The 22,039-nt window shown below is 36.3% G+C and carries 15 protein-coding genes; 7 read left to right on the top strand and 8 right to left on the bottom strand.

Annotated elements, in window-relative coordinates:
* The first annotated feature begins 58 nt into the window (after nucleotides 1-58).
* Together pyrF and AB8P06_RS19035 are read left to right on the top strand one after the other, a co-directional pair.
* Entirely contained in the window at nucleotides 59-1,417 is a 1,359-nt protein-coding gene (gene pyrF / locus AB8P06_RS19040; protein ID WP_369843965.1) for an orotidine-5'-phosphate decarboxylase, read from the top strand.
* Nucleotides 1,418-1,493: 76 nt separating this feature from the next.
* On the top strand, nucleotides 1,494-4,313 hold the full coding sequence (locus AB8P06_RS19035; RefSeq protein WP_369843964.1) for an aminopeptidase: 2,820 nt from the start codon (nucleotides 1,494-1,496) through the stop codon (nucleotides 4,311-4,313).
* A 55-nt stretch (nucleotides 4,314-4,368) separates the two neighbouring features.
* On the opposite strand, the gene AB8P06_RS19030 is transcribed toward AB8P06_RS19035, so the two are convergent.
* Nucleotides 4,369-5,229, bottom strand: a complete 861-nt coding sequence (locus tag AB8P06_RS19030; protein ID WP_369843962.1) for a lamin tail domain-containing protein — start codon at nucleotides 5,227-5,229, stop codon at nucleotides 4,369-4,371.
* 215 nt (nucleotides 5,230-5,444) lie between these two features.
* Nucleotides 5,445-6,215, bottom strand: a complete 771-nt coding sequence (locus tag AB8P06_RS19025) for a carbohydrate binding domain-containing protein (protein ID WP_369843960.1) — start codon at nucleotides 6,213-6,215, stop codon at nucleotides 5,445-5,447.
* A gap of 185 nt (nucleotides 6,216-6,400) precedes the next feature.
* Here AB8P06_RS19025 and AB8P06_RS19020 point away from each other — a divergent pair, with 185 nt between their 5' ends.
* Entirely contained in the window at nucleotides 6,401-9,598 is a 3,198-nt protein-coding gene (locus AB8P06_RS19020; protein WP_369843958.1) for a DUF8818 domain-containing protein, read from the top strand.
* A gap of 140 nt (nucleotides 9,599-9,738) precedes the next feature.
* Nucleotides 9,739-10,734, top strand: coding sequence for a tRNA dihydrouridine synthase DusB (gene dusB, locus AB8P06_RS19015; RefSeq protein ID WP_369843956.1), 996 nt, complete (start codon nucleotides 9,739-9,741; stop codon nucleotides 10,732-10,734).
* Between the two features lie 51 nt (nucleotides 10,735-10,785).
* Here dusB and deoC read toward each other — a convergent pair whose 3' ends face one another.
* The 5 genes from deoC to AB8P06_RS18990 form a co-directional block, all read right to left on the bottom strand.
* On the bottom strand, nucleotides 10,786-11,532 hold the full coding sequence (gene deoC / locus AB8P06_RS19010) for a deoxyribose-phosphate aldolase (RefSeq protein WP_369844007.1): 747 nt from the start codon (nucleotides 11,530-11,532) through the stop codon (nucleotides 10,786-10,788).
* A 3-nt stretch (nucleotides 11,533-11,535) separates the two neighbouring features.
* Entirely contained in the window at nucleotides 11,536-12,006 is a 471-nt protein-coding gene (locus AB8P06_RS19005; protein WP_007843001.1) for an Lrp/AsnC ligand binding domain-containing protein, read from the bottom strand.
* Between the two features lie 22 nt (nucleotides 12,007-12,028).
* Nucleotides 12,029-12,967 carry an endonuclease/exonuclease/phosphatase family protein gene (locus AB8P06_RS19000; protein WP_369843954.1) on the bottom strand — a complete coding sequence of 313 codons (939 nt, stop codon included), beginning with the start codon at nucleotides 12,965-12,967 and terminating at the stop codon, nucleotides 12,029-12,031.
* Between the two features lie 381 nt (nucleotides 12,968-13,348).
* On the bottom strand, nucleotides 13,349-14,020 hold the full coding sequence (trmD, locus tag AB8P06_RS18995; protein ID WP_369843952.1) for a tRNA (guanosine(37)-N1)-methyltransferase TrmD: 672 nt from the start codon (nucleotides 14,018-14,020) through the stop codon (nucleotides 13,349-13,351).
* Nucleotides 14,017-15,279 (bottom strand): NAD(P)/FAD-dependent oxidoreductase, encoded by a 1,263-nt coding sequence (locus AB8P06_RS18990; RefSeq protein WP_369843950.1) that lies wholly within the window; start codon nucleotides 15,277-15,279, stop codon nucleotides 14,017-14,019. Before AB8P06_RS18990 ends, trmD begins: the two co-directional genes overlap by 4 nt.
* Before the next feature lie 65 nt (nucleotides 15,280-15,344).
* Between AB8P06_RS18990 and AB8P06_RS18985 the strand changes: the two genes are divergently transcribed.
* Nucleotides 15,345-16,208, top strand: coding sequence for a glycoside hydrolase family 25 protein (locus tag AB8P06_RS18985; protein WP_369843948.1), 864 nt, complete (start codon nucleotides 15,345-15,347; stop codon nucleotides 16,206-16,208).
* A gap of 253 nt (nucleotides 16,209-16,461) precedes the next feature.
* Complete coding sequence (locus AB8P06_RS18980) at nucleotides 16,462-18,363, top strand: ABC-F family ATP-binding cassette domain-containing protein (protein WP_369843946.1); 1,902 nt, start codon at nucleotides 16,462-16,464, stop codon at nucleotides 18,361-18,363.
* Nucleotides 18,364-18,461: 98 nt separating this feature from the next.
* Here the strand turns inward: AB8P06_RS18980 and AB8P06_RS18975 are convergent, their stop codons facing one another.
* The gene (locus AB8P06_RS18975; protein ID WP_369843944.1) at nucleotides 18,462-19,517 is read right to left on the bottom strand and encodes a Gfo/Idh/MocA family oxidoreductase; all 1,056 of its coding nucleotides are present in this window, start codon (nucleotides 19,515-19,517) and stop codon (nucleotides 18,462-18,464) included.
* A gap of 175 nt (nucleotides 19,518-19,692) precedes the next feature.
* Between AB8P06_RS18975 and AB8P06_RS18970 the strand changes: the two genes are divergently transcribed.
* Complete coding sequence (locus AB8P06_RS18970; RefSeq protein WP_369843942.1) at nucleotides 19,693-22,011, top strand: TonB-dependent siderophore receptor; 2,319 nt, start codon at nucleotides 19,693-19,695, stop codon at nucleotides 22,009-22,011.
* Nucleotides 22,012-22,039 lie beyond the last annotated feature (28 nt).

Here is a 22,039-nt window from a genome sequence, read left to right as displayed (position 1 = left end):
GATAAATTTTTAAGCCTTATTACAAATCCTTAAATTTGCAAACATCTAATAAAAAATAATGGAAAGTAAAAAAGAATTCTTCTTAGAGTGCTACAAGCTGGGCATCATTAAATTCGGAAGATTTACCCTTAAAAGCGGTATCGAAAGTCCGTTTTATGTAGACCTAAGACCTTTGGCCTCAGATCCTAAAATTTTGAAAAACCTGGCCAATTATTTATTGGAAATGCTTCCTTTAGATAATTTTGATCTGATTTGCGGAGTGCCTTACGCTGCCCTTCCTATGGCTACAGCCATGTCTCTGGAAAGCTATATTCCACTGATCATCAAAAGAAAAGAAGCCAAAGATTACGGGACCAAGAAAATGATTGAAGGAATCTACCAGAAGGGACAAAACTGTCTTTTGGTGGAAGATGTGATTACTTCCGGAAAATCTTTATTGGAAACCATTGCTGAAGTTGAGCAGGAAGATCTTAAAGTAGCTGATATCGTAGTTGTTCTGGATAGAGAACAGGGCGGAAAACAGCTTCTGGAAAGCAAAGGATTCAGAGTACACACGCTCTTCAATATCACCGAAGTTTGTGCCATCCTTCAGGAAACCGGAGATTTATCTGATGAGGAAGTAAAAAGGATTCAGGATTTTTTACAGGGAAACCATATTCAGTTTGAGGAGAAGAAAAGAAGTTCTTATGAGCAGAAATTAACCATTGCGCAACATTCCGTTTCAAAAAAATTATTGGAAACTGCTATTGCAAAACAATCCAATCTTATTGCTTCTGCTGACGTCACCACTACAAAAGAATTGTTGGAGCTGGCTGAAAAAGTAGGCCCGCACATCATCGCTTTAAAAACCCATATCGATATTATCTCTGATTTCGAATATGAAAAAACCATTACTCCATTAAAGGAATTAGCGGCTAAACACAGGTTTTTACTGATGGAAGACCGGAAATTTGCAGACATCGGAAACACTCAGGAATTACAATTCACCAGCGGAGTTTTTAAAATTACCGATTGGGCAGATTTTGTAACTTCACAGGTGATCGGAGGCTTTGAATCTCTGGACTGCTTCAAAAATGTAGGAGTCGTCGCTATCATCGGAATGTCTTCCAAAGGAACACTAACCACTAACAGCTACCGTGAAGAAGCACTTAAAGTTGCTCTGTCACATCCGAATGTAATCGGTGGTGTTTCCCAGAATCCGTTACCAGAAGAGATATTATTATTCACACCGGGAGTTAATTTGGCAGATTCAGGAGATGGAAAAGGGCAGCAATACAACACTCCGGAACACGTTTTCAAAAACCTGCACAGCGATTTTATTATTGTAGGAAGAGGGATTTACAAATCTTCCAACCCGGAAGAGGCAGCAATGACCTATAAAAATGAAGGCTGGAATGCTTATGTGAATTCTTTGTAAAGAAAAACAATATCAGAGTTAAAATTTCCCGTCGTATATCCAAAATAAGTTATATTTGGCACTTTATCACACAGTTTTGAAAAAAGTCATTAGTATTTGTCTTATTTTGTTTTTGAGTGCAGAGGTTTCTGCACAAAAAGACAGTATCTTTATTGAAGCCAAACTATCTTCAGATAAAAAGATGCTGGAAATAAAGCAGGAGCTCGTTTATTACAACAACTCCGGGAAAGATTTAAATACGATCAAGCTTTTAAACTGGGTTTCGGCATACAAGAGCAGGAACACCTCGTTGGTATACAGAAAGCTGGAAGACAGGAATAATGATCTCCATTTTGCAAAACCTGAAGAGCAGGGTAAACTTTTACATCTGGAAATTAAAAGCTCCGGTGATCAGGCCGTTTCTGTGGATAATCTTTCAAAAGAAAACCTTTTTATTCCTTTAAGTGAGGCTTTACAACCCGGTAAAAGCGTAAAATTACAACTGCAGTATCAGATACAGCTGCCTGATAAAAAATTTACAGGCTACGGAACATCTGATGAAAATATAGCTTTAAAATATTTCTTTATTGTTCCGGATCGTTTTGATCCGGACAATATTTCTGAAAGGAATTACCATGACATTGAAGAATCGGTGAGTTTCAATACCTACTGGACTGTTAATTTTAATCTTCCTGAAAAATATTTCGCAGAAAGTAATCTCCAGCAGGTACAAGCCCATTCTTTTAAAGGATACCTTGATTCAGATCCTGAGTTTTTAATCTCTCCCAATGAATTTCCATCGGTGAAAATCAATACCGGAGATATTAATACGGAAGTATTTTTCGGATATAAACTAAGTCAGCGTGAGAAAGAAAATTTAGAATTCTATCTTACGTTACATCTAAAATTCATCAAAGAAAAAATAGGATTTGTTCCGGACCGGATGTTTATTTCTGATAAATTCAGGGCTAAAGAAGATTTTTTCGGGAATAATGACATTACGTTCTGGAAGTTTAAATTCCAGTTATTTACCGATGCTGAAAAAGCAGATCTGGATTATTTCGGAATCGTCGCCAAAAAGATTCTTGATGAAAGCATTATTACAGATAAGCAAAACTACCATTGGTTTAAAAACGGTTTGAAATCTTATCTGGAAATTCAATATCTGAAAAAATTCTATACCGAGACAAAATTATTGGGAAGCCTTCCTGAAGCCAGGATTTTTGGGGTAAAACCTTTAAAGTTATTCCATGCTTCAGAAGTAAAACTGATCGACCGTTATGGCTTAGCCTATCAATACATCATGTCCCAAAACCTTGATCAGAAAATTGATGAGAAATTTGCGGTTCTGAGCAACTTTAATGAAATGGCCATCAGCAGTTTTGAAATGGGAAGCCTGTTCAACTATTCTGCGGATAAAATGGGATATGAAAATTTTGATGCACTCGTTAAAAATTATATCGCTAAAAATACCGATCAACAGGTTGATCCCAGAGATTTCCTGAAAGAACTTTCGGAACGGGATAAAAGAACAACCTATCTGGCAGATTTTTTAAAACAGAAAAACAGGGTTAATTTCAAATTAAAGAAATTCAGGAAAGAAGATGATTCGTTACATATCAAAATATATAAAAATACAGATCTCCCGATTCCGGTAAAACTGGAAACAAAGACAAAAGATGAGGAAAAGACAGATTATTGGGTAGAAACCGATGAAAATGAAAGAACAAAAACATTTTCAGTTCCTGCTTTGGATATTTATAAAATCACCCTGAATGATGATTATATTTTCCCTGAATCAAAATACAGGGATAATTTCTCCTATGCAAAAGGGCTTTTCTCCAACACAAAAAAAATTAAGTTTAAACTTATAAAAGATATTCCAAATCCTGAGTTTAATGAGATTTATATCAGTCCGAAAATTCGTTTCAACAATACATATGATAAATTCCTTTTCGGATTCAATTTTAAAAACCAGTCATTCTTTGATCAGAAATTTCTTTACTCGGTAACCCCAATGTACAGTTCGGGTACAGGAAAACTGACGGGTTCCGGCTCAGTAGCCTATTCTTTTTTACCTGCTGAAAGTATTATCCGGAGCCTGACATTTGGTGTTTCGGGTTCATATTTCCATTATGATTATGGTCTGGCCTACAGAAAGGCATCTGTTTTTTCAAATATCAACTTTAGAAAAGATCCGAGAAGTACCGTAAGCAGAGGAGTCAGCGTTAGCTATAATTATCTTGAAAGAGACCTGAGTTCCCAGATGATTATCAATCAGGATTATGATAAATATAATCTTTGGAGTGTTGGATATGGATACACTGATAACCAGATGATTCATGAAAAGAGCCTGAGCATAAGCACGCAAGGGATGGAAGATTTCAATAAAATAACTGCAGAAGGTTTTTACAGGTGGGAATTTGCTCCTAAACAAAAATTAAGTTTAAGAGTTTTTGCAGGATTTTTTGTAAGAAATGATACCCGCAACAATACTTTCAATTATGGAATCTCCAGGGTTTCGAATTATTCCTTCTCCTATAATCTTTTAGGTGAAAGTGCCAGCAGCGGCCTTCTGTCACAACAGTTTATTCTCGCAGACGGAGGTTTCAAATCATTTATTCCGGGAAGTGTCAACCAATGGATCACCTCTTTCAACGTAGATTCAAGTGTCTGGAAAATATTTCATGTTTATGCCGACGCCGGAATTTATAAAAACAAAAATAATCCGACCCAATTTATCTGGGACAGTGGGATAAAATTAAGGCTGATCCCGGACTTTCTTGAGATCTATTTCCCGATACAGTCTTCTCTGGGTTTTGAACCTTCTTTCAAAGATTATGCAAAAAGAATACGTTATACTCTGGTTCTGAACTTAGGATCAATCATTAACGCGGCAAGAAGAGGATGGTATTAAAAAAACAACTGTGTAACCACAGCTGTTTTTAGATTATTTGTAATAAATTTCGCTCTTAATCCTTTAATATTTTTTGAGAAACAGGTTCATTATTAATGGTACCCGTAACAATATAATTTCCTTTTTTCAAATCAGAAACATCCAGATTGAGAATACCTTTATTTCCGGCTTTTTTAATGACCTGCCCGAACATATCATATACTTTCACGTTTTTAACTTCTGTTCCGAAGATGATCTCATTTTCTTTCACAAAAGTATTTTGAACAAACAAAGGATTGGAAACAAAATCCAGATCTGAAACAGCTAATGATGCTCCGGAAGAATTAGTTGGTGATGCTGTCACAATTGAAAAATCCACTACATTATTATTCGTATCACCTGACATTCTGGTTATTGATGTGGTTGTAGTAGGTGATGGCGCAGCTCCTGCCCCTTCATATTGATCTGCAGTTCCATATCCTACAAAATCCAGTACATTACTGCTTAAAGGAGAGGTTACCTGGGTATTATCAGACGCTAAAACCACTTTCCCGGAAGTAACGGCAATTCCGATTCCTATAGATGGGTTGGGAGTTCCGTTAAAATTAATAACTGTAGTCGCAATAAAATCAGGTGTAGGCAGATTAACCGTTCCGCCACCGCCGGTAGCTTCCTGTATTAAATACGTTTGCCCCGGAGTTAAGGTTATACTGGGTAGATTATGATACTGAGTAAATGCGGCGGTTGCAGCTGCATACTGTATCGTTGCCCCGGACAGGGAAACTGTCGTTGAACCGATGTTTTTTAATTCTATAAAATCATTCTTCAAAGTAGCACCGGAATTTCCACCGCCACCGTATATTTCATTAATAACAATCTGTGCATTCGTAAATGCAATTGCGGAAATTAATCCAAGAATAGTAAAGATTTTTTCCATGACAATACAACTTTATGTGATTTATTTTAATAAAAATGCAAAAATAATACCATATCTTTAAATTAAATCAAACCACAGATAAATATCAATAGATAAGACTCAACTGTATTTTAATAAACCTTTGGATTCATACAAAATATTATGTTATTAAAAAGCATAAAAAAACTGCTACTTTAATAAGCAGCAGTTTGTATTTTAAAAAAAATCTATTAAGATTAGTCTTTCAAAATTTTCTGAGAAACCGGTTCGTTATTAATTGTTCCTGTAACAATATAGCTTCCTTTTGCCAGTTCAGCAACGCTTAATGTTTCATTTTCTTTTACAGAAGCAGTTTTCACAACCTGACCAAACATATTATAAACTTTTACATCTTTAGCCTGAGCTCCGAAAGTAATTCCGTCATTTTTTACGAAAGTGTTTTTAATAAGTCTATATTTTGAAGGAGCAACTTCTCCTACTGCCAGAGTTCCTGTAGTTAAAGAAAACTCATCAAAACTAACTGTAGAGTTATTATAAGCACGCACATGTAATTGCAATCGTGTAACACCAGCCGGAGCAGTAAATGTAATAACTTTTTGCTGCCAGGTTCCATTTTTAGGCAAATACTGGTTGTTATTTCTTAAAGGGTCGGTTGAAGCATCAGAAGTAAGGGTAACCGGATTATCTGCTGCATCCAAGAAATTACTCCAGATTCTTCCTCCATTACCTGAACCACTTGCTTTGCACCAAAAACTCAATGTATATTGGGTCCCCGCAGTTACATTAACATTTTGATAAAAACCAGTTGTAGCAGTTGCTACATAGTTAGCTCCATATGTACCCATATATGGATCGGTAGTCACGTTCGGTGCTGTATATGAGGTGTTCCAACCTGCAGCCCATGGTGCTAAAGCTCCAGTTTCAAAACCTGGATTTTGCACTAGGTTCTGAGCATTAGCAAACACCAACGAAGTGGCTAAACTTAAAATTGTAAAAATCTTCTTCATAATTTATGATTTTAATTATTAATAATTTAGACAACAAAATTAAGTCAATTTTTAAACGGAAAACAATAATTAGATTAATTTTCTGTTAATAATACTAAACCTGTCCTCATTAACATTTTTTAGTTATTTTTACCAATTATTTAGAGGGTTTGCGGAATTTTATTCTTATATTTTTGTTAATTTTCTTGGGCACATTTTCAGCTGATGCCCAGATTTTTACGTGGAAAAACCCAAACATTCCTCAGGATACCATAAAGAAAGACAGTGTGCTTGCATCCATGCTTGAACAGGATATTTTCGCTAAAGACACCCTTGATTTTGTAAAAACCAGAAACCGGGTTATTGTAGATGAAGCCGTATTGGCTAAAAATGATAAGAAAAGGTTTTTAGGAGAATTAAATTCCAAAGGTTCCATCATACGTGGGATAACATTTGGTAACAACCAGGGGCAATCTGTTCAGAGCTCAATGGATCTTCAGATTTCCGGAAGGCTTTCTAAAGACGTCACCATTTTAGCCAGTATTTCAGATCACAATTTACCGATTCAGGCCGACGGATATACCCAGACTCTGGAAGAGTTTGATAAAATCTACATGCAGTTGAACATCAAAGATAAGTCTATTCTCAGGGCAGGGCATCTTGATTTGGTTGAAGCTAAAAGTTATTTTGCAAAATATCAGCGTCGAAGCATGGGGCTTGAATTCCAAACTGAATTCGGAAAGGAAAATAAAACCTTCGTTGATGTATCTATGGGTGTTGCACGAAGTGAGTTTCACAGAGTCCGTTTTCAGGGGGTTGAGGGAAACCAGGGGCCTTATCGTTTAACCGGTAAAAACGGGGAACAGTTTATTACTCTGATCTCAGGGTCAGAACAGGTGTTCATTGACGGTATACTGATGAAACGCGGGGAAAACCAGGATTACGTAATTAACTACAATACCGGTGAGGTTACCTTTACCAGTTTCAGGCCTATTTTCCAGCAAAATTTCATCACCATTTCCTATAATTATACCAACAGAAATTATTCAAGATATTTATTTACCGGAAAGGTTGAGCATAAGCGGGAAAAAATGAAAATCGGATTAAACTGGTTCATGGAAAATGACAATAAAAATGCGCCACTTTCTTTAAATCTTTCCAAAGAAGATGAGCAGATTTTAGCAGATGCCGGAAATGATCCTAATATGATGTATGCTCCTTCAGCAGTTGTAACGGAATATGATGTAAATAAGATATTGTACAGACTTGTGGCCGGTCCTCAGGGAAATTATTATGAATTCTCAACGGATGCCAACCAAACCCTTTATCAGGTTTCATATACTTATTTCGGGGCAAATCTGGGGGATTATAAACTGTCTCAAACCACTAATAACGGCCGTGTTTTTGAATATACAGGACCCAATATGGGAGATTACAGAGCGGTAAGAAAACTTCCTTCACCTCAAAAATCACAGGTCTATTCCGTAAATTCCGAATTTTTATTAAAAGAAGGCAAGATAGGAGCCGATTTTTCATTGAGTAATTATGACCTCAATTTATTTTCTTCCAAGGATTCTGACCAGAATATCGGCTATGCAGGCCGTATTTACGGAAATAAAACTTTCACCAAGAACAACTGGAAAGGTACTCCAAGTTTTGAATACCAATATATTGACAAACAGTTTCATATTCTGGACCGTATTAATGATGTGGAATTTTCAAGAGATTTTAACCTTGCTCAGGAATTTAATCAGAGAACACAAAACAGGTTTATCTTCAGTTTCCTTAATAAATGGAATAATAAATCAACTTTGAATTACCGTATTAATTATCTTGACGAGCAGGATTCTTATAAAGGGATAAAGAACGATCTGGACTTCGGCTGGATCAAAGGAAAGTTCTTCACAAAGGGTAATTTATCTTATCTGAGCACTAATGCAATACTCCAGGATACCAAATTCATACGGGGTGGTGTTTCCACAGAATTTACCGGTAAAAAAGGCAGCTGGTCTCTCGGAGGAAGCATGGAGCATAACGAAAAGAAATACAATGATACCCAGCTGATGGATGTCACCAGTTTCAGCTGGAAAGAAATTTTTGTTCAGAAGAAAATCGGTGATAGTACGAGAACCAAATTACTGGCAAAAGTTTATATGAGAGATAATGACTCGGTGCGTGACAACAGGCTTCAGAATATGAATAATATCCTGGGGATCATGGCCGAAAGTCAGATTATAAAAACAGAAAAAACCACTTTAAACGCTTTAATCCATTACAGGAAGTTCTTTTATCAGACTCCTGATACAGACATGACCCGAAACAATGATTTTGTGGTTGGGAATATACTTTATAATCAGCAGCTTTTCAGAAACGGGATGCGTTTACAGGCTTTTTATGAGCTTGGAAACGGGCAGGAAGCCCAGAGAGAATTCCAGTATATTAAAGTGACGGACGGCCAGGGTGTTTATAAATGGACAGATTATAACGGTGACGGTGTACAGCAACTGGATGAATTCGAAATTGCCGAATATTCGGATCTTGCCCAATATATCCGGGTTTATACGAATTCCGTACGGTATATTCCATCCAATAAAAATAAGATTCAGCTCGCATTATTCGTCAACCCTTCCATTGTCTTTAATTCTGAAAACGGATTTTTAAAACGCTGGAATTTCAATGTCTCCTTAAATTCCCAGAACTCGTTCTATAAAAAGGATAAAGTTTTAGTACTCAACCCGTTTGAGAAAAGCAGTGACCAGATTTTAAAAAACCAGAATATTCTTGCCTCCGTACAGTTTAATCCTACCGAAAAATCAGGCTGGAATGGAAACTACCGTTATATATCGAATGACAACCTTATCAATGCCAATTTCAGTAATGAGGAAAGAGAGCAGACCTCTCATTTCCTGAATATCGGATATTGGTTTAATAAAGAATTCAGGATCGATTGGGAAAACTCGGTTCACGATATCAGAAACTCCTCGCAATTGTTTCAGACGAGAGATTACAGGTTAAATAATTTTGAAACCAAACCTAAAGCCACATACAAATTTACGGATGCCATCCAGGCTGAGCTTTCATCTGCATACCGAGAAAAACAGAGAGTCGACGGCGAAGAATTGCTGAAAGCATTTGATGTTACCGGAACCATTCAATGGGAACGTAAAAAAACGTCCATCAGAGGAAACTTCTCTTTTATTAACAATGATTTTACCGGAAACAATTTCAGTATTGTAGGAAACCAGATGCTTGACGGATTAAAGCCCGGGAAAAACCAGGTTTGGAGTGTTTTCATTCAACAGGCTATTAATTCTTTCTTACAGCTAAACTTAAATTATGAGGGAAGAAACTCCGGCGACAGAACGATACATATCGGAAGTATGCAGGTGAAGGCAAGCTTTTAAAAAGTTGAGAGTTGAGAGCCCATTCTATTATCTCCTCTATCACCTATTGCCTATTACCTATTACCTATAAATCACAGCTTCTTTTACACTCATAGATATTATCATATTTCCGGAAGTTTAGAATTTCGTAAATTTGCGCCATGATAAAAATAGGCAATATAGAACTGCCGGAATTTCCGCTTTTACTGGCACCAATGGAAGATGTAAGTGATCCTCCATTCAGACGCTTATGTAAAATGCACGGTGCAGACCTGATGTATTCGGAATTTATTTCTTCCGAAGGCTTAATCCGCGATGCCATTAAAAGCAGAAAAAAACTGGATATTTTTGATTATGAAAGACCTGTAGGAATCCAGATTTTCGGAGGCGATGAAGAAGCAATGGCCATGTCGGCAAGAATTGTGGAAACCGTAAATCCTGATCTGGTAGATATCAATTTCGGGTGTCCTGTGAAAAAAGTGGTTTGCAAAGGAGCAGGAGCAGGAGTTTTAAAAGATATTGACCTTATGGTACGCCTTACAAAAGCTGTGGTAAGCTCTACCCATTTACCGGTTACCGTAAAAACCCGTTTGGGATGGGACAGCAATTCAATCAATATTGATGAAGTGGCAGAACGTCTTCAGGAAACCGGGATCAAAGCTTTAACCATCCATGCAAGAACCCGCGGACAAATGTACAAGGGTGAAGCAGACTGGGAACATATCTCAAGAATCAAGCAAAACCCAAATATTGAAATTCCAATTTTTGGAAACGGTGATATTGATTCTCCGGAGAAAGCATTGGAATACAAACAAAAATATGCCTGCGACGGAATTATGATCGGTCGTGCCGCTATCGGATATCCATGGATTTTTAACGAGATCAAACACTTTTTCAAAACGGGTGAACATCTTCCGGAACCAACGGTTTTTGACAGATTATTAGCTGTTCGTCAACATGCAGAATGGAGTGCGGAATGGAAGGGTGAAAGATTAGGCTTGATTGAAATGAGACAGCATTACAGCAATTATTTCCGTGGAGTTCCACACTTCAAAGATTTCAGAAAGAAATTCCTGGAAATATTCACTTTAGCTGAAATGGATGTTTTAATTAAAGAAACCCAGGCATTTTACGAAGAATATCAGGAACAAGTATAAAAAGAAAAACCATCAGAAAAACTGATGGTTTTTATTATTTCATTCCGGGATTTAATATCCTTCTGATGTAGATTGATCTTTAATTAAAGCTAACGCCGAAGAAGTGCCTATTCTCTTCACTCCCATACTGATCATTTTCTTGGCATCTTCAGGAGTTCTTACTCCACCTGCAGCTTTTACTGAAAGTTTTCCGGCATGATCAAGCATAATTTTTATGCCTTCAAATGTAGCTCCGTTCGGCTTTCCGCCTGTGGTTTCATAAAAACCGGTTGAAGATTTCACAAAAATGTCAGCCAGATTATTTTCAGAGAAATTTTCTTCCGCCCAGCCGGAAATCCTTTTGGTAAGATCGGCAATTTGTTCATAATTTAAAGCAGCAATTTCAATAATCCATTTTGCTACTTTGTGATGTTGTATACAGAATTGTGTACATTCCACAAATTCTCTTTCCACCAATTCCAGGTCTCCTTTAAGATAAGCGCTATAATTAATCACAAAATCCAGTTCATCAGCACCGTCTCCGATTGCTTTTGAGGCTTCTGCTAATTTTTCTTCTATGGAGTAAGTTCCTTCATGAAAACCAATCACAGTGCCTACGACAACATTTGAATTTCTTTCCTGAATATACTTTTTGATTTCAGATACATAATCCGGACGAATCATTACGGCAAAAATACCGTTATCGATTGCTTCCTGTGTAAGATCTTTGTCTTTCTGTAAAGTTTCACTTTCTGAAATACCTGCCTGTGCGGGTGTTTTCAAATATGTTGAATCCAAATATTGAGCAATGTTCATGATTAATTATACTTTCAATTGTCTGTAAATACCTTGTTCCAAAGATATGAAAGTTTCTGTTCTTGTAACTCCTTTCAGCTTCTGAAGTTTACTAAGGATCTGCATCAGGTGGTCATTGTCTTTACAAAGAACCTTAAGGAAAATGGTATAATTTCCTGTGGTGTAATGTGCTTCCACCACTTCATTAACCTCTTTCAATGATTTTACAACTTCAGGGTAATGGCTTGGCTGGTCCAGAAATACCCCGATATAAGAGATTACTTTGTAACCTATCTTCTTAGGGTTTAAAAATGAGATTGAATTTTCAATCACTCCCGCGTGTTCAAGCTTTTTAATTCTCTGATGTACAGCTGTTGTTGAAATTCCTACGTTTTTTGAGATATGGGCTAAAGATGTTTTAGCGTTATCCATCAGCATGTAGATGATTTCCTTGTCAATTGAGTCCAGATGATAGCTTGTGTTGCTCGAATTTTTCATAATTTTTCTTATATTTATGTTTTTACTGTGTTTTACAAATAAAGCGTACAAAAACCGGGAAATGATCACTATACCCTCCTAAATACCGTGTACCGGCATATGTTCGGAAAGGCCTGCCTTCGAATTTCCTGTCCCGACTGCTTATTTTTTCAGAGCTGAATACTTCAGCGTTCTGAAATGAAAGAGAAGTATTACCGTTGAAAAATGACTCCGATAATATAATCTGATCAAATAGCAATCCGGAACTGTAATGAAAAGTAGAATACTTTCTGGTAGAGAATAACTGCTGAAAAGGATTTTCTAAAATCTTTTCATGGTTATTACCATAGAGAATTTTAATCAAATTTTCATCATCCGGGTTTTCGTTAAAATCACCACACAAAATAACATGTTCTTTACTTTCAACAAGATTCAAAATCCGGTTATGGATTTCGTTCAATATAAAGTCTCTTTTGGGTTTATTAATGTCTTTTTCTCTCTTTGAGGGAAGGTGAGCGATAAATACATTAATAATCTCTCCTTTATATTTTACTTTTGAATAAAGTACATCTCGGGTTGTGTCATAATTTTCTGTGTTTTTATCTACAATTTCAAAGAAGAAGGTAATGGCTTCTGAGTCTATTACCTCAACTTTGGCTTTATCATATAACAAAGCAACATCTACTTTTCTCTCATCCATAGAATTGTAGTGTACAATGCCGTAATTCTTATTAAAAGGTTCCAATTCAACCAGGTCTTCCAATACTTTCCTGCCGGAAACTTCGGATAAACCTATCATTAATGGTAAGACACCATTTTCCTCTTTCATCAATTGAAAAACGTGTGAAATTTTAAAAAGCTTATTCTTATATCTTCTCTCGTCCCAGCTTCTCAATCCGGATCTTGTGGGATCTAATCTGTGCATGGGTTTAGGATCGGGTAAAAATAAATTTTCTACGTTGTAAAAACTGAATAATTCCATTTACTTACACACATTCACTTTGAAAATTTTAATTTCCTTTTTCTGAATGTAAATTTATTGTTTTTTTTTAAATATGGTTAATTTATTTACAATATATTCAATTTAATTTAATATTAAAAACATCTATATATTAATGAAAATCAGTAATTAAAAAACCATTCTTATATTAAAAATTTTAATCATTTTGAAAACACAGGTAATCAAATAAAATTAAAATAGTTTATAAAACTCGTGAAAATTAGAATAAAATAAACAAAGTAAATTAATTTAATTATTTATTTTAATCGTATCTGTTTTTACAACAACTATTATTCCGTTTTTCTGAATAACTTTCGGAGAAGTGAAAAAATATCTGCTGATTAAAGAAATTAACCTCGTCAATCAGAGCAGATCGGGACGTTTTTCTCTGGTGATTCTTATGGCTTCATCATGACGCCATTCTTCAATTTTTGCAAAATTCCCGCTTAATAAAACTTTAGGTACTTCCAGACCTTTATAATTTTCAGGTCTTGTGTAAATTGGCGGTGATAAAAGATCATCCTGAAAGCTATCCGTCAATGCACTCTGCTCATCATTTAATACTCCGGGAATCAATCTGATGATAGAATCGGCTAAGACACATGCGGCAAGCTCGCCACCGGTAAGCACATAATCTCCTATTGAAATTTCTTTGGTAATATGCAGTTCCCTGACCCTTTGGTCGATGCCTTTGTAGTGGCCACACAGAAAGATTAGATTGTTTTTTATCGAAAAAGAATTGGCTATTTTCTGGTTTAAAGTAACACCGTCCGGCGTTAAATAGACCACCTCATCATAATCCCTTTGTGATTTAAGTTCAGAGATACAGTTATCCAACGGTTCCACCATCATTACCATACCTGCTCCACCCCCGTAAGGCTCATCATCTATCTGCCTGTGTTTATTTATTGCCCAGTCTCTCAGGTGATGAAAATGTACTTCTGCCAGTCCTTTATCCATTGCTCTTCTTAAAATAGAAGTCTGGAACGGACTCTCCATCAATTCCGGAAGTACGCTTATTATATCAATTCTCATTGTAATGTTCCGTTTTTCTTATTAGGTAAAATTATTAATCTTAAGGATGAATCTTTATTAAAATAGCTCCACATCCAGTTGAAGAAAACAGCAAGTTTATTTCTTACGCTCAAAATTAGCATTAAGTGTAAAAACATCCAAAAATACCAGGCAAAGAAGCCCTGGAATTTAACGAAAGGTAAATCCACCACTGCTCTGTGTTTTCCGATGGTTGCTAAAGAACCTTTATCATCGTATTCATATTCTTTCCACTCACCAATCGTTTTCTTTAAAAAATTCTTACCTAAATTTTTAGCCTGGTTAATCGCTACATTCGCAACCTGAGGGTGACCCTGAGGATATTTTGGCGTTTCCATATAGGCGATATCCCCGATTGCATAAATATTGTCATAACCTTTAACTTTATTATAACGGTCAACTATATATCTGTTTCTGATTAATTTTTCCTGTGGAAATCCATTCACCACGTTCCCGGTAACTCCGGCAGCCCAGATGACGTTGTTGGAAGGAATTTGTTTTCCGCTCTTCATCATTACTTTATCACCGTCATATTCCGTAACGACTTCTCCGCTCAGGAAAGTAACTCCAAGTTCTTTAAGGTACTGTTCAGATTTTTTCTGAGCTTCGTTACTCATTACAGCCAGCGGCTTTTCTGTAGAACTTACCAGAATAATTTTAAGCTGATCAAAATTCATGAAAGGATAATCTCTTGGGAGAATTTCTTTTTTCATCTCGGCAAAAGCCCCGGCCAGCTCGACTCCGGTAGGCCCGCTTCCAACGATGACAATATTCCAGTTTCCGTCATCACTCCGGCTTTTTTCGATAATCAGTTTTTCAAAAGTCATCAGGACATGATTTCTGATGCTTATGGCTTCCTGAGTATTTTTCATTCCGAAAGCTTTACCTTCAAGGTCGTGGTTTCCGAAAAAATTAGTTTTACAACCTGTGGCAATGATTAATTTATCGTAGGTAAATTCAGCTTCGTCGGTAATAACTTTATTGTGTGCCGGATCAATCTCCTTCACTTCTGTCATCCGGAACTGAGTGTTTCTTGATTGCTGGAAAATTTTTCTAAAAGGAAAGGAAATATTGGAAGGTTCTATCCTTCCGCACGCTACCTGATAAAAAAGCGGCTGAAACATATGATGGTTCACCCTATCTAAAACAATTACTTTTTTATTTTTATTATTTAATGTTTTTGCAAGTTGTAGTCCCGCAAAACCACCCCCTATAATAATGATCTTTTCGCGTGTTTCCATAATACACAAATTTACTGATTTTATTTAGCATTTTAGTCGTCAAAAAGTTAGTTTTGCAAAACTTTATGACACAAAAGAAATACACCAAAAAAACTGCCAAAAGGGTTCATAAACAGAGACGGAAGAATTATTTTTTCCGCAGAAAAATCGTACTCGCAATTCTTATTATCGCACTGATTGGGACCGGGTTGTATTTAAAGCAGTCTATCAGCTATTACTATGCTCTTTATTTCAATAAATTCACTCATAAAAAGCTTCACAATAATGAAACTGAAACCTTAAGAATCCAGAAAATACTGAGTAACAACCTTAATAAAACATACGGTTTTGATGTTTCCCATTATCAGAATAAGGAAGATATTAAATGGGACAGCCTGAGTATCGGAAATAAAACTATTCCTCTGGAATTTGTCGTTATGCGGGCTACTATGGGAAACAGGAATGCCGACAAACATTTTAGTGAATTCTGGGAGCAGGCAAAGAAACATGAATTGGTGCGTGGTGCCTATCATTTTTACCGGGCAGATGAAGATCCGGTGATCCAGGCCAATAATTTCCTGGCCAATGTAAAACTGGAAAGCGGTGACCTGCCTCCTATTTTAGATATTGAAAAAATCCCAAAGCGTAAAACCAATAAAAAGCTGATAGAAGACCTTAAAGTATGGTGTAAAATTGTAGAGGAAACGTATGGAGAAAAACCTATTATCTATACGTATTATCACTACTACAAAGATTTTCTGAAAGGTGAATTTGACGACTACCCGCTTTGGCTCGCCAATTACAATGATGTACCTGTTCCATCTCCCGACAGCAACTGGAATTTCTGGCAGTTTACGGAAAACGGGATTGTGCACGGAATCAATAGCAAAGTAGATCTCGATCTTTACAATGGCAGTTTATGGTCTTTGAAGGGATTAACTTTAGATTAAATTATTTTTCAGGAATTCCAATGTATCCTGATTAAGTTTCTCAATATCAACTTTAACGTAAGGACAGATCCTCCTGCAAAATCTTTATTTATCTTATTGAAAAGTCATAACGGCTTATTAAAATTGTTTCCTGTTTAGTTAAATTTATGGTAAATATTCCTTATTACCCGATCATTGCTAACAGCCTGCCTGAAATATTTATTTTTAAAGCTTTAAATATTCGTATTTTCGCGCTACGAAATCTTTATAGAAAATGAACTACGTTGCTGCAGAAAATCTCACCAAATCTTACGGAATAAAAGTCTTATTTGAAAACATCTCTTTCAATATCAATGAAGGTGACAAAATTGCCATCGTTGCCAAAAACGGAAGCGGAAAATCTACTTTGCTGAAAATCCTGATGGGTAAAGAGATTGCAGACAGCGGAAATGTGATTATTAACAAAGATATTCAGGTGGTTTTATTTGACCAGGAAATTGAATATGATCCTCAGCTTACCGTTGATGAGTTTATGATGACTTTGGATTCAGAGCCAATTCTGGCACTGAAAAATTATCATGAATCTTTACATTCCACAGATAATGATTTCATTGAAAAAGCACTGGCGGAAATGGAGGTTCACAAAGCCTGGGATCTTGAAAATGAAATGAAACAAATCCTGTCACAGCTGAAGATAACGGATCTTGAAGCCAGGATGGGAACGCTTTCAGGAGGGCAGATCAAACGTGTTGCACTGGCAAAACTACTGACCGAGACCAGAGCAGAGCACCGTCACACTCTTTTGATCATGGATGAGCCTACCAACCATCTTGATGTAGAAATGGTGGAATGGCTTGAAAATTATTTGAGTAAGGCCAAAATCACTCTATTACTGGTAACCCACGACCGATATTTCCTGGACAGTGTTTGTGATATCATCTGGGAAATGGAGGATAAAAACCTTTACGTTCACAACGGCTCTTATGCTACTTATCTTGAGAACAAGATGATTCGTGAGGACAATTTAAATGCTACCATTGATAAAGCCAACAACCTTTACAGAAAGGAGCTGGAATGGATGCGGAGACAACCTAAAGCGAGAACCACAAAATCAAAAAGCAGGATCGATTCTTTTTACGAAACTGAAAAAGTAGCCAAAACCGATACCAGAAAACAGGCTCTTGAACTCGACTTTGAAATGAAAAGGCTGGGAAATAAAGTCCTTGAGCTTAAAGGAATTGATAAAAGCTTCGGAGATAAAGTTTTATTAAAAGATTTCAGCTATCAGTTTCAGCGCGGTGAAAAAGTAGGAATTGTAGGAAAAAACGGAGCAGGAAAATCTACTCTTTTAAATATCATTCAGGGATTTGAAAAGGCTGATAAAGGTGAGATTGAAACGGGAGAAACGATTTCTTTCGGTTATTTTTCCCAAAAAGGACTGACCTATAAAGAAGATGAAAGGGTAATTGATTTCATTAAGGAAATTGCAGAGTTTTATCCGTTAGCCAATGGAAAAAGTCTGTCTGCATCGCAGTTTTTACGATTATTCTTATTTGACGACCAAACCCAGTACTCTCCTATTTCGAAATTATCAGGAGGTGAAAAAAGAAGGCTTCATCTGATGTACATTCTTTATCAGAATCCTAATTTCCTGATTTTCGATGAGCCTACGAATGACCTTGACCTTCCTACTTTAACGGTTCTTGAAAACTTTTTACAGCAGTTTCAGGGATCATTAATCATAGTTTCCCACGACAGGTATTTTATGGACCGGATCGTAGATCATATTCTGGCTTTTGAAGGGGAAGGAAAAATAAAAGATTTCATCGGAAACTTCTCAGAATACAGAGAAGCAAAAAGCCGTGAGGATGCTTTAGAAAAAAATACAGCTTCAAAACCGGAACCTGTTAAAGAAAATATTTCCGCTCCGGCTGCATCTTCAGTCAATTCTAAGAAAAGAAAGCTTTCATTTAAAGAGCAAAGAGAACTTGAAATGATTGAGAAAGAAATGCCCGAACTGGAAAAACAACGTGAAAAAATCCTCGATCAGCTCAACAATGAAGCTGATTATGAAAAAATTTCAAAACTTTCTGCAGAATTGGAAACCCTATCCGGAAACCTGGAAAATCATGAGCTGAGATGGCTTGAGCTTCAGGAAATGCTGGGAGAAGGATAATAGTTATGAGTGAGAAGTTATGAGTTATGAGTTTTGAGTTTTATTCTGATTATATTAGTACCCGACTCATAACTTCTAACTCATAATTCATAACTTACTTAAAGTATTATAATCTTCCCTTCCTCGGAGCTTTTCCAGGCAGCATCAATAATTTTCATATTTTGAACGACTTCTTTTCCGGGAGATGGAAGCGGATATCCGAAAACAATATGTTCGTAGATTTCCTGATAATAGTTCATATAGTTCCCGGGCTCACTCGAAGTTAAGATTCTTTCTGTTTCTTTATGATCATTGAGGAAGTTTAAAATTCCGTCAGAATCTTTCAGAGGGATGGTCCAGTCTTTACCATATGTTGGAATTGCTCCCGACACCAGTTCGTTTTCCTGGTTATCTGTTCTTTCCTGTAAAAAGCTTCCACGATTGCCATGAATAATATAGGCATAATGAGCTTCTTTACTAAATACAGAAGATTTTAGCCTTACCCTTAAATCATTTTTATAGAACAGCAGAATTTCAAAATAGTCATTGGCAAATTCACTTCCTTTCATGGAGAAGACATCAGCAAAAAGTTTTTCAGGGAAACCGAAATACTGCACCGCCTGGTCCACTAAATGCGCACCAAGATCATGAAGAGACCCTGAACCGGTCTGTTGCGGATTTTCTTTATGCTGTTTTCCGCTCGGCTCGGTACGGAACCGGTCAAACCTTAGCTCAGCTTCTTTTATATTACCCAGTTTTTTACTATCAAGAATCTTCTTAACCTGAAGAAAATCTCTGTCAAACCTTCTGTTCTGATAAACACTTAAAAACAATCCTTTTTCATCAGCAAGCTTCACCAGCTCTTCCGCTTCCGAAACATTTACCGTAAAAGGTTTCTCTACAACAACATGTTTTCCTGCTTCCAGAGCCATTTTAACGTATTCAAAATGAGTCTGAACAGGAGTATTGACCACAACAACTTCTATATCTGCGTTTGCCAGCATCTCTTCCACCGAACGATAGATAGTTGCATCAGGATATTTATCTTTAGATTCTTCCTTACTCCTTTCTACTACAGCCGATATAAAAAATCCCGGATGTTCTTTTAAAAAGGGTGTGTGAAAGACTTTTCCACTCATTCCAAAGGCGCAAAGGCCAACTTTTACCAATTGCATACTCTATTTTTTAACAAAGATATTTATAAAAATCTTTCTTTGAAGAATCTATGATCTCTATAGTGACAATTCATCATTCATAAAAAATATGATAAAAATCAGAATATTTATTTATATTTAGTCTAAATTATACTTACTTTTGCGCCTTATTTAAAGCCACTCTAAATAAAGCAAAATGAAAAGACAAATTACTACTCTAGGTTTTCTGATTGTATCGATATCAATAGGTGCTCAAATGAAGTACACTCCTGAGAACGACACGATCAGAATTCAAACTATCGAAGATGTAAACCTCCATAAAACAGGAAACCCGAATAAAGCTAAAACTTTGTCTACAAAGTCAAACCTTACGGTAATGGAGAATCCCCAGCCGATTGCAATTGTTACTCATGAAGTGATTGAGCAGCAACAGGCAAAACAGTTGAGTGATGTCCTACAAAATGTAAATGGAATTTACGTTACTTCTTCAAGAGGAAATTCACAGGATAGTTTTGGGGGTAGAGGATTTATTCTTGGAAATGATAATATTTTTAAAAACGGAGCCAGAGTTAATAGCGGAGTCTTCCCTGAAATAAGTGGACTGGAAAGAGTTGAAGTATTAAAAGGTGCCAATGCAATGCTTTATGGCAACACAGCTGCAGGAGGAGTTATTAATATGGTCACAAAAAAACCTAAGTTCAATTTCGGAGGAAGTATAGGTTTAAATGCCGGAAGCTGGAACTCTTATAAACCAACCGTTGATTTTTATGGACCTCTATCTAAAAATATAGCTTTCAGAGTAAATGGCGCTTACGAATATGCAGAGAGCTTCAGAGATGTTGTACAGTCTGAAAAATATTATTTTAATCCGTCATTTTTATTCAATCTGGGTGCAAAATCCCAATTGATTGTAGAGGCTGATTATCTGAGAAATGATTTTACCCCAGACTTTGGAATTGGTTCTATTACCAATCCGGACGGAAGCTACAAAATGAATGATCTGCTTCCCAGAAATGCCTTTTTAGGTACAGATTGGCAATATCAAAATGTAGAACAAGTTTCAACAAATATTACTTTTAATCATCAGTTTAGTGAGAGATGGACATTGAATGCTGTCGCTTCTTATCAAAACTATACTAAAGATTATTTTTCAACGGAAAGAATTCAGTGGGGATATGATGCAAATAATCGACTGAACTGGAAAAGGCCTTTAAATAGAACCTATAATGAACAAAATTACACTTCATTACAGGTTAATGTAAATGGAGAATTCAATACAGGCAAAATCAATCATAAAGTTTTAATCGGTACTGATGGCGACTATGGGGTAGCTGATGCTTATACTTACTATAATCCAAAAAATAATATCACTTACGGAACAGGATATATTTTCGGAACAAATGGTGATGCTACCAATGCAGGAACCATTTATCTGGATAATCCTGCAACCTGGGCAGGAGCTCCAATGCCGGATGCGACAAGATTAGACCGCACGAGGATACCTACTCAAAGGTTTGGTCTTTATGCGCAAGATTTTGTAAGCCTGACCAAAGAGTTTAAAGTTTTGGCAGGTTTGAGATGGTCATACATTGAAAATAAAAATACTGAAAAAGTAAATTTCAGAGGAGATGTATTACCACCTACAGCGAGTACAGCTTCTTCAGATATGGCGTTATCACCTAAAGTAGGTTTAATATATATGCCAAATGATAATTTATCTGTATTTGCTACGTACACCAATTCATTTGCTGCAAACGCTGGCTATACTTCTAATGATATTAACAATTTAGATACCAGTGGTACTGCTGCACAAGTAAGAGACAGGGTAAATAACTTACAAAAACAGGGAATAAATCCTACAACGATCGATCAATATGAAATCGGTGGAAAGAAGAACCTGTGGAATAATGCTTTGGCAATCAATTTAACATTATACCAGATCATGTACAATAATTACTATCAATCTTATTTTTATCTTGATACCAATGGAAATGTACAAACACCAGATTCAAATTTAAAAGAATTTGCCGGAAAAATGAGAAGCCGTGGCGTAGAGCTGGATATTACAGGTAACCCAACGGAAAACATTTCCATTATAGGAGGATTTTCTTATAATAACTCAGTATATATTGATACTCCTGAAAAGGGTTATGTAGAAAAACAAAGATTGGTAAGAACACCTGCAACCACAGCTAATGCATCTATCTTTTATAAATTTACCAATCACATTAAAGGCTTAAAAGTAGGTGCCGGTATTTATTATATTGGTGATAGAATTGCAGGATGGAATGACTCTAAGTCTACTAATGTGAGCAGAAAAGGTGTTAGCAGAATGTTTGATTTAAAAGACTACACTACCGTTTCACTATCCGTAGGCTACGAGTGGCAAAAATTCTCTATCCAGGGTAAGGTGGGTAATTTATTCGATGTTGTCAATTACAACGTTCATGAAAACTACTCTGTAAACCCGATTACACCTAGAAACTACTATTTCACATTAACTTATAAGCTTTAAGAATTAAATAGAATTAATAATCAAGGTG

It is taken from the genome of Chryseobacterium tongliaonense, from assembly GCF_041224435.1.
In the GTDB taxonomy this organism is placed as follows: Bacteria; Bacteroidota; Bacteroidia; order Flavobacteriales; family Weeksellaceae; genus Chryseobacterium; species Chryseobacterium tongliaoense.
This window is presented reverse-complemented; position numbering and strand designations above follow the sequence as displayed.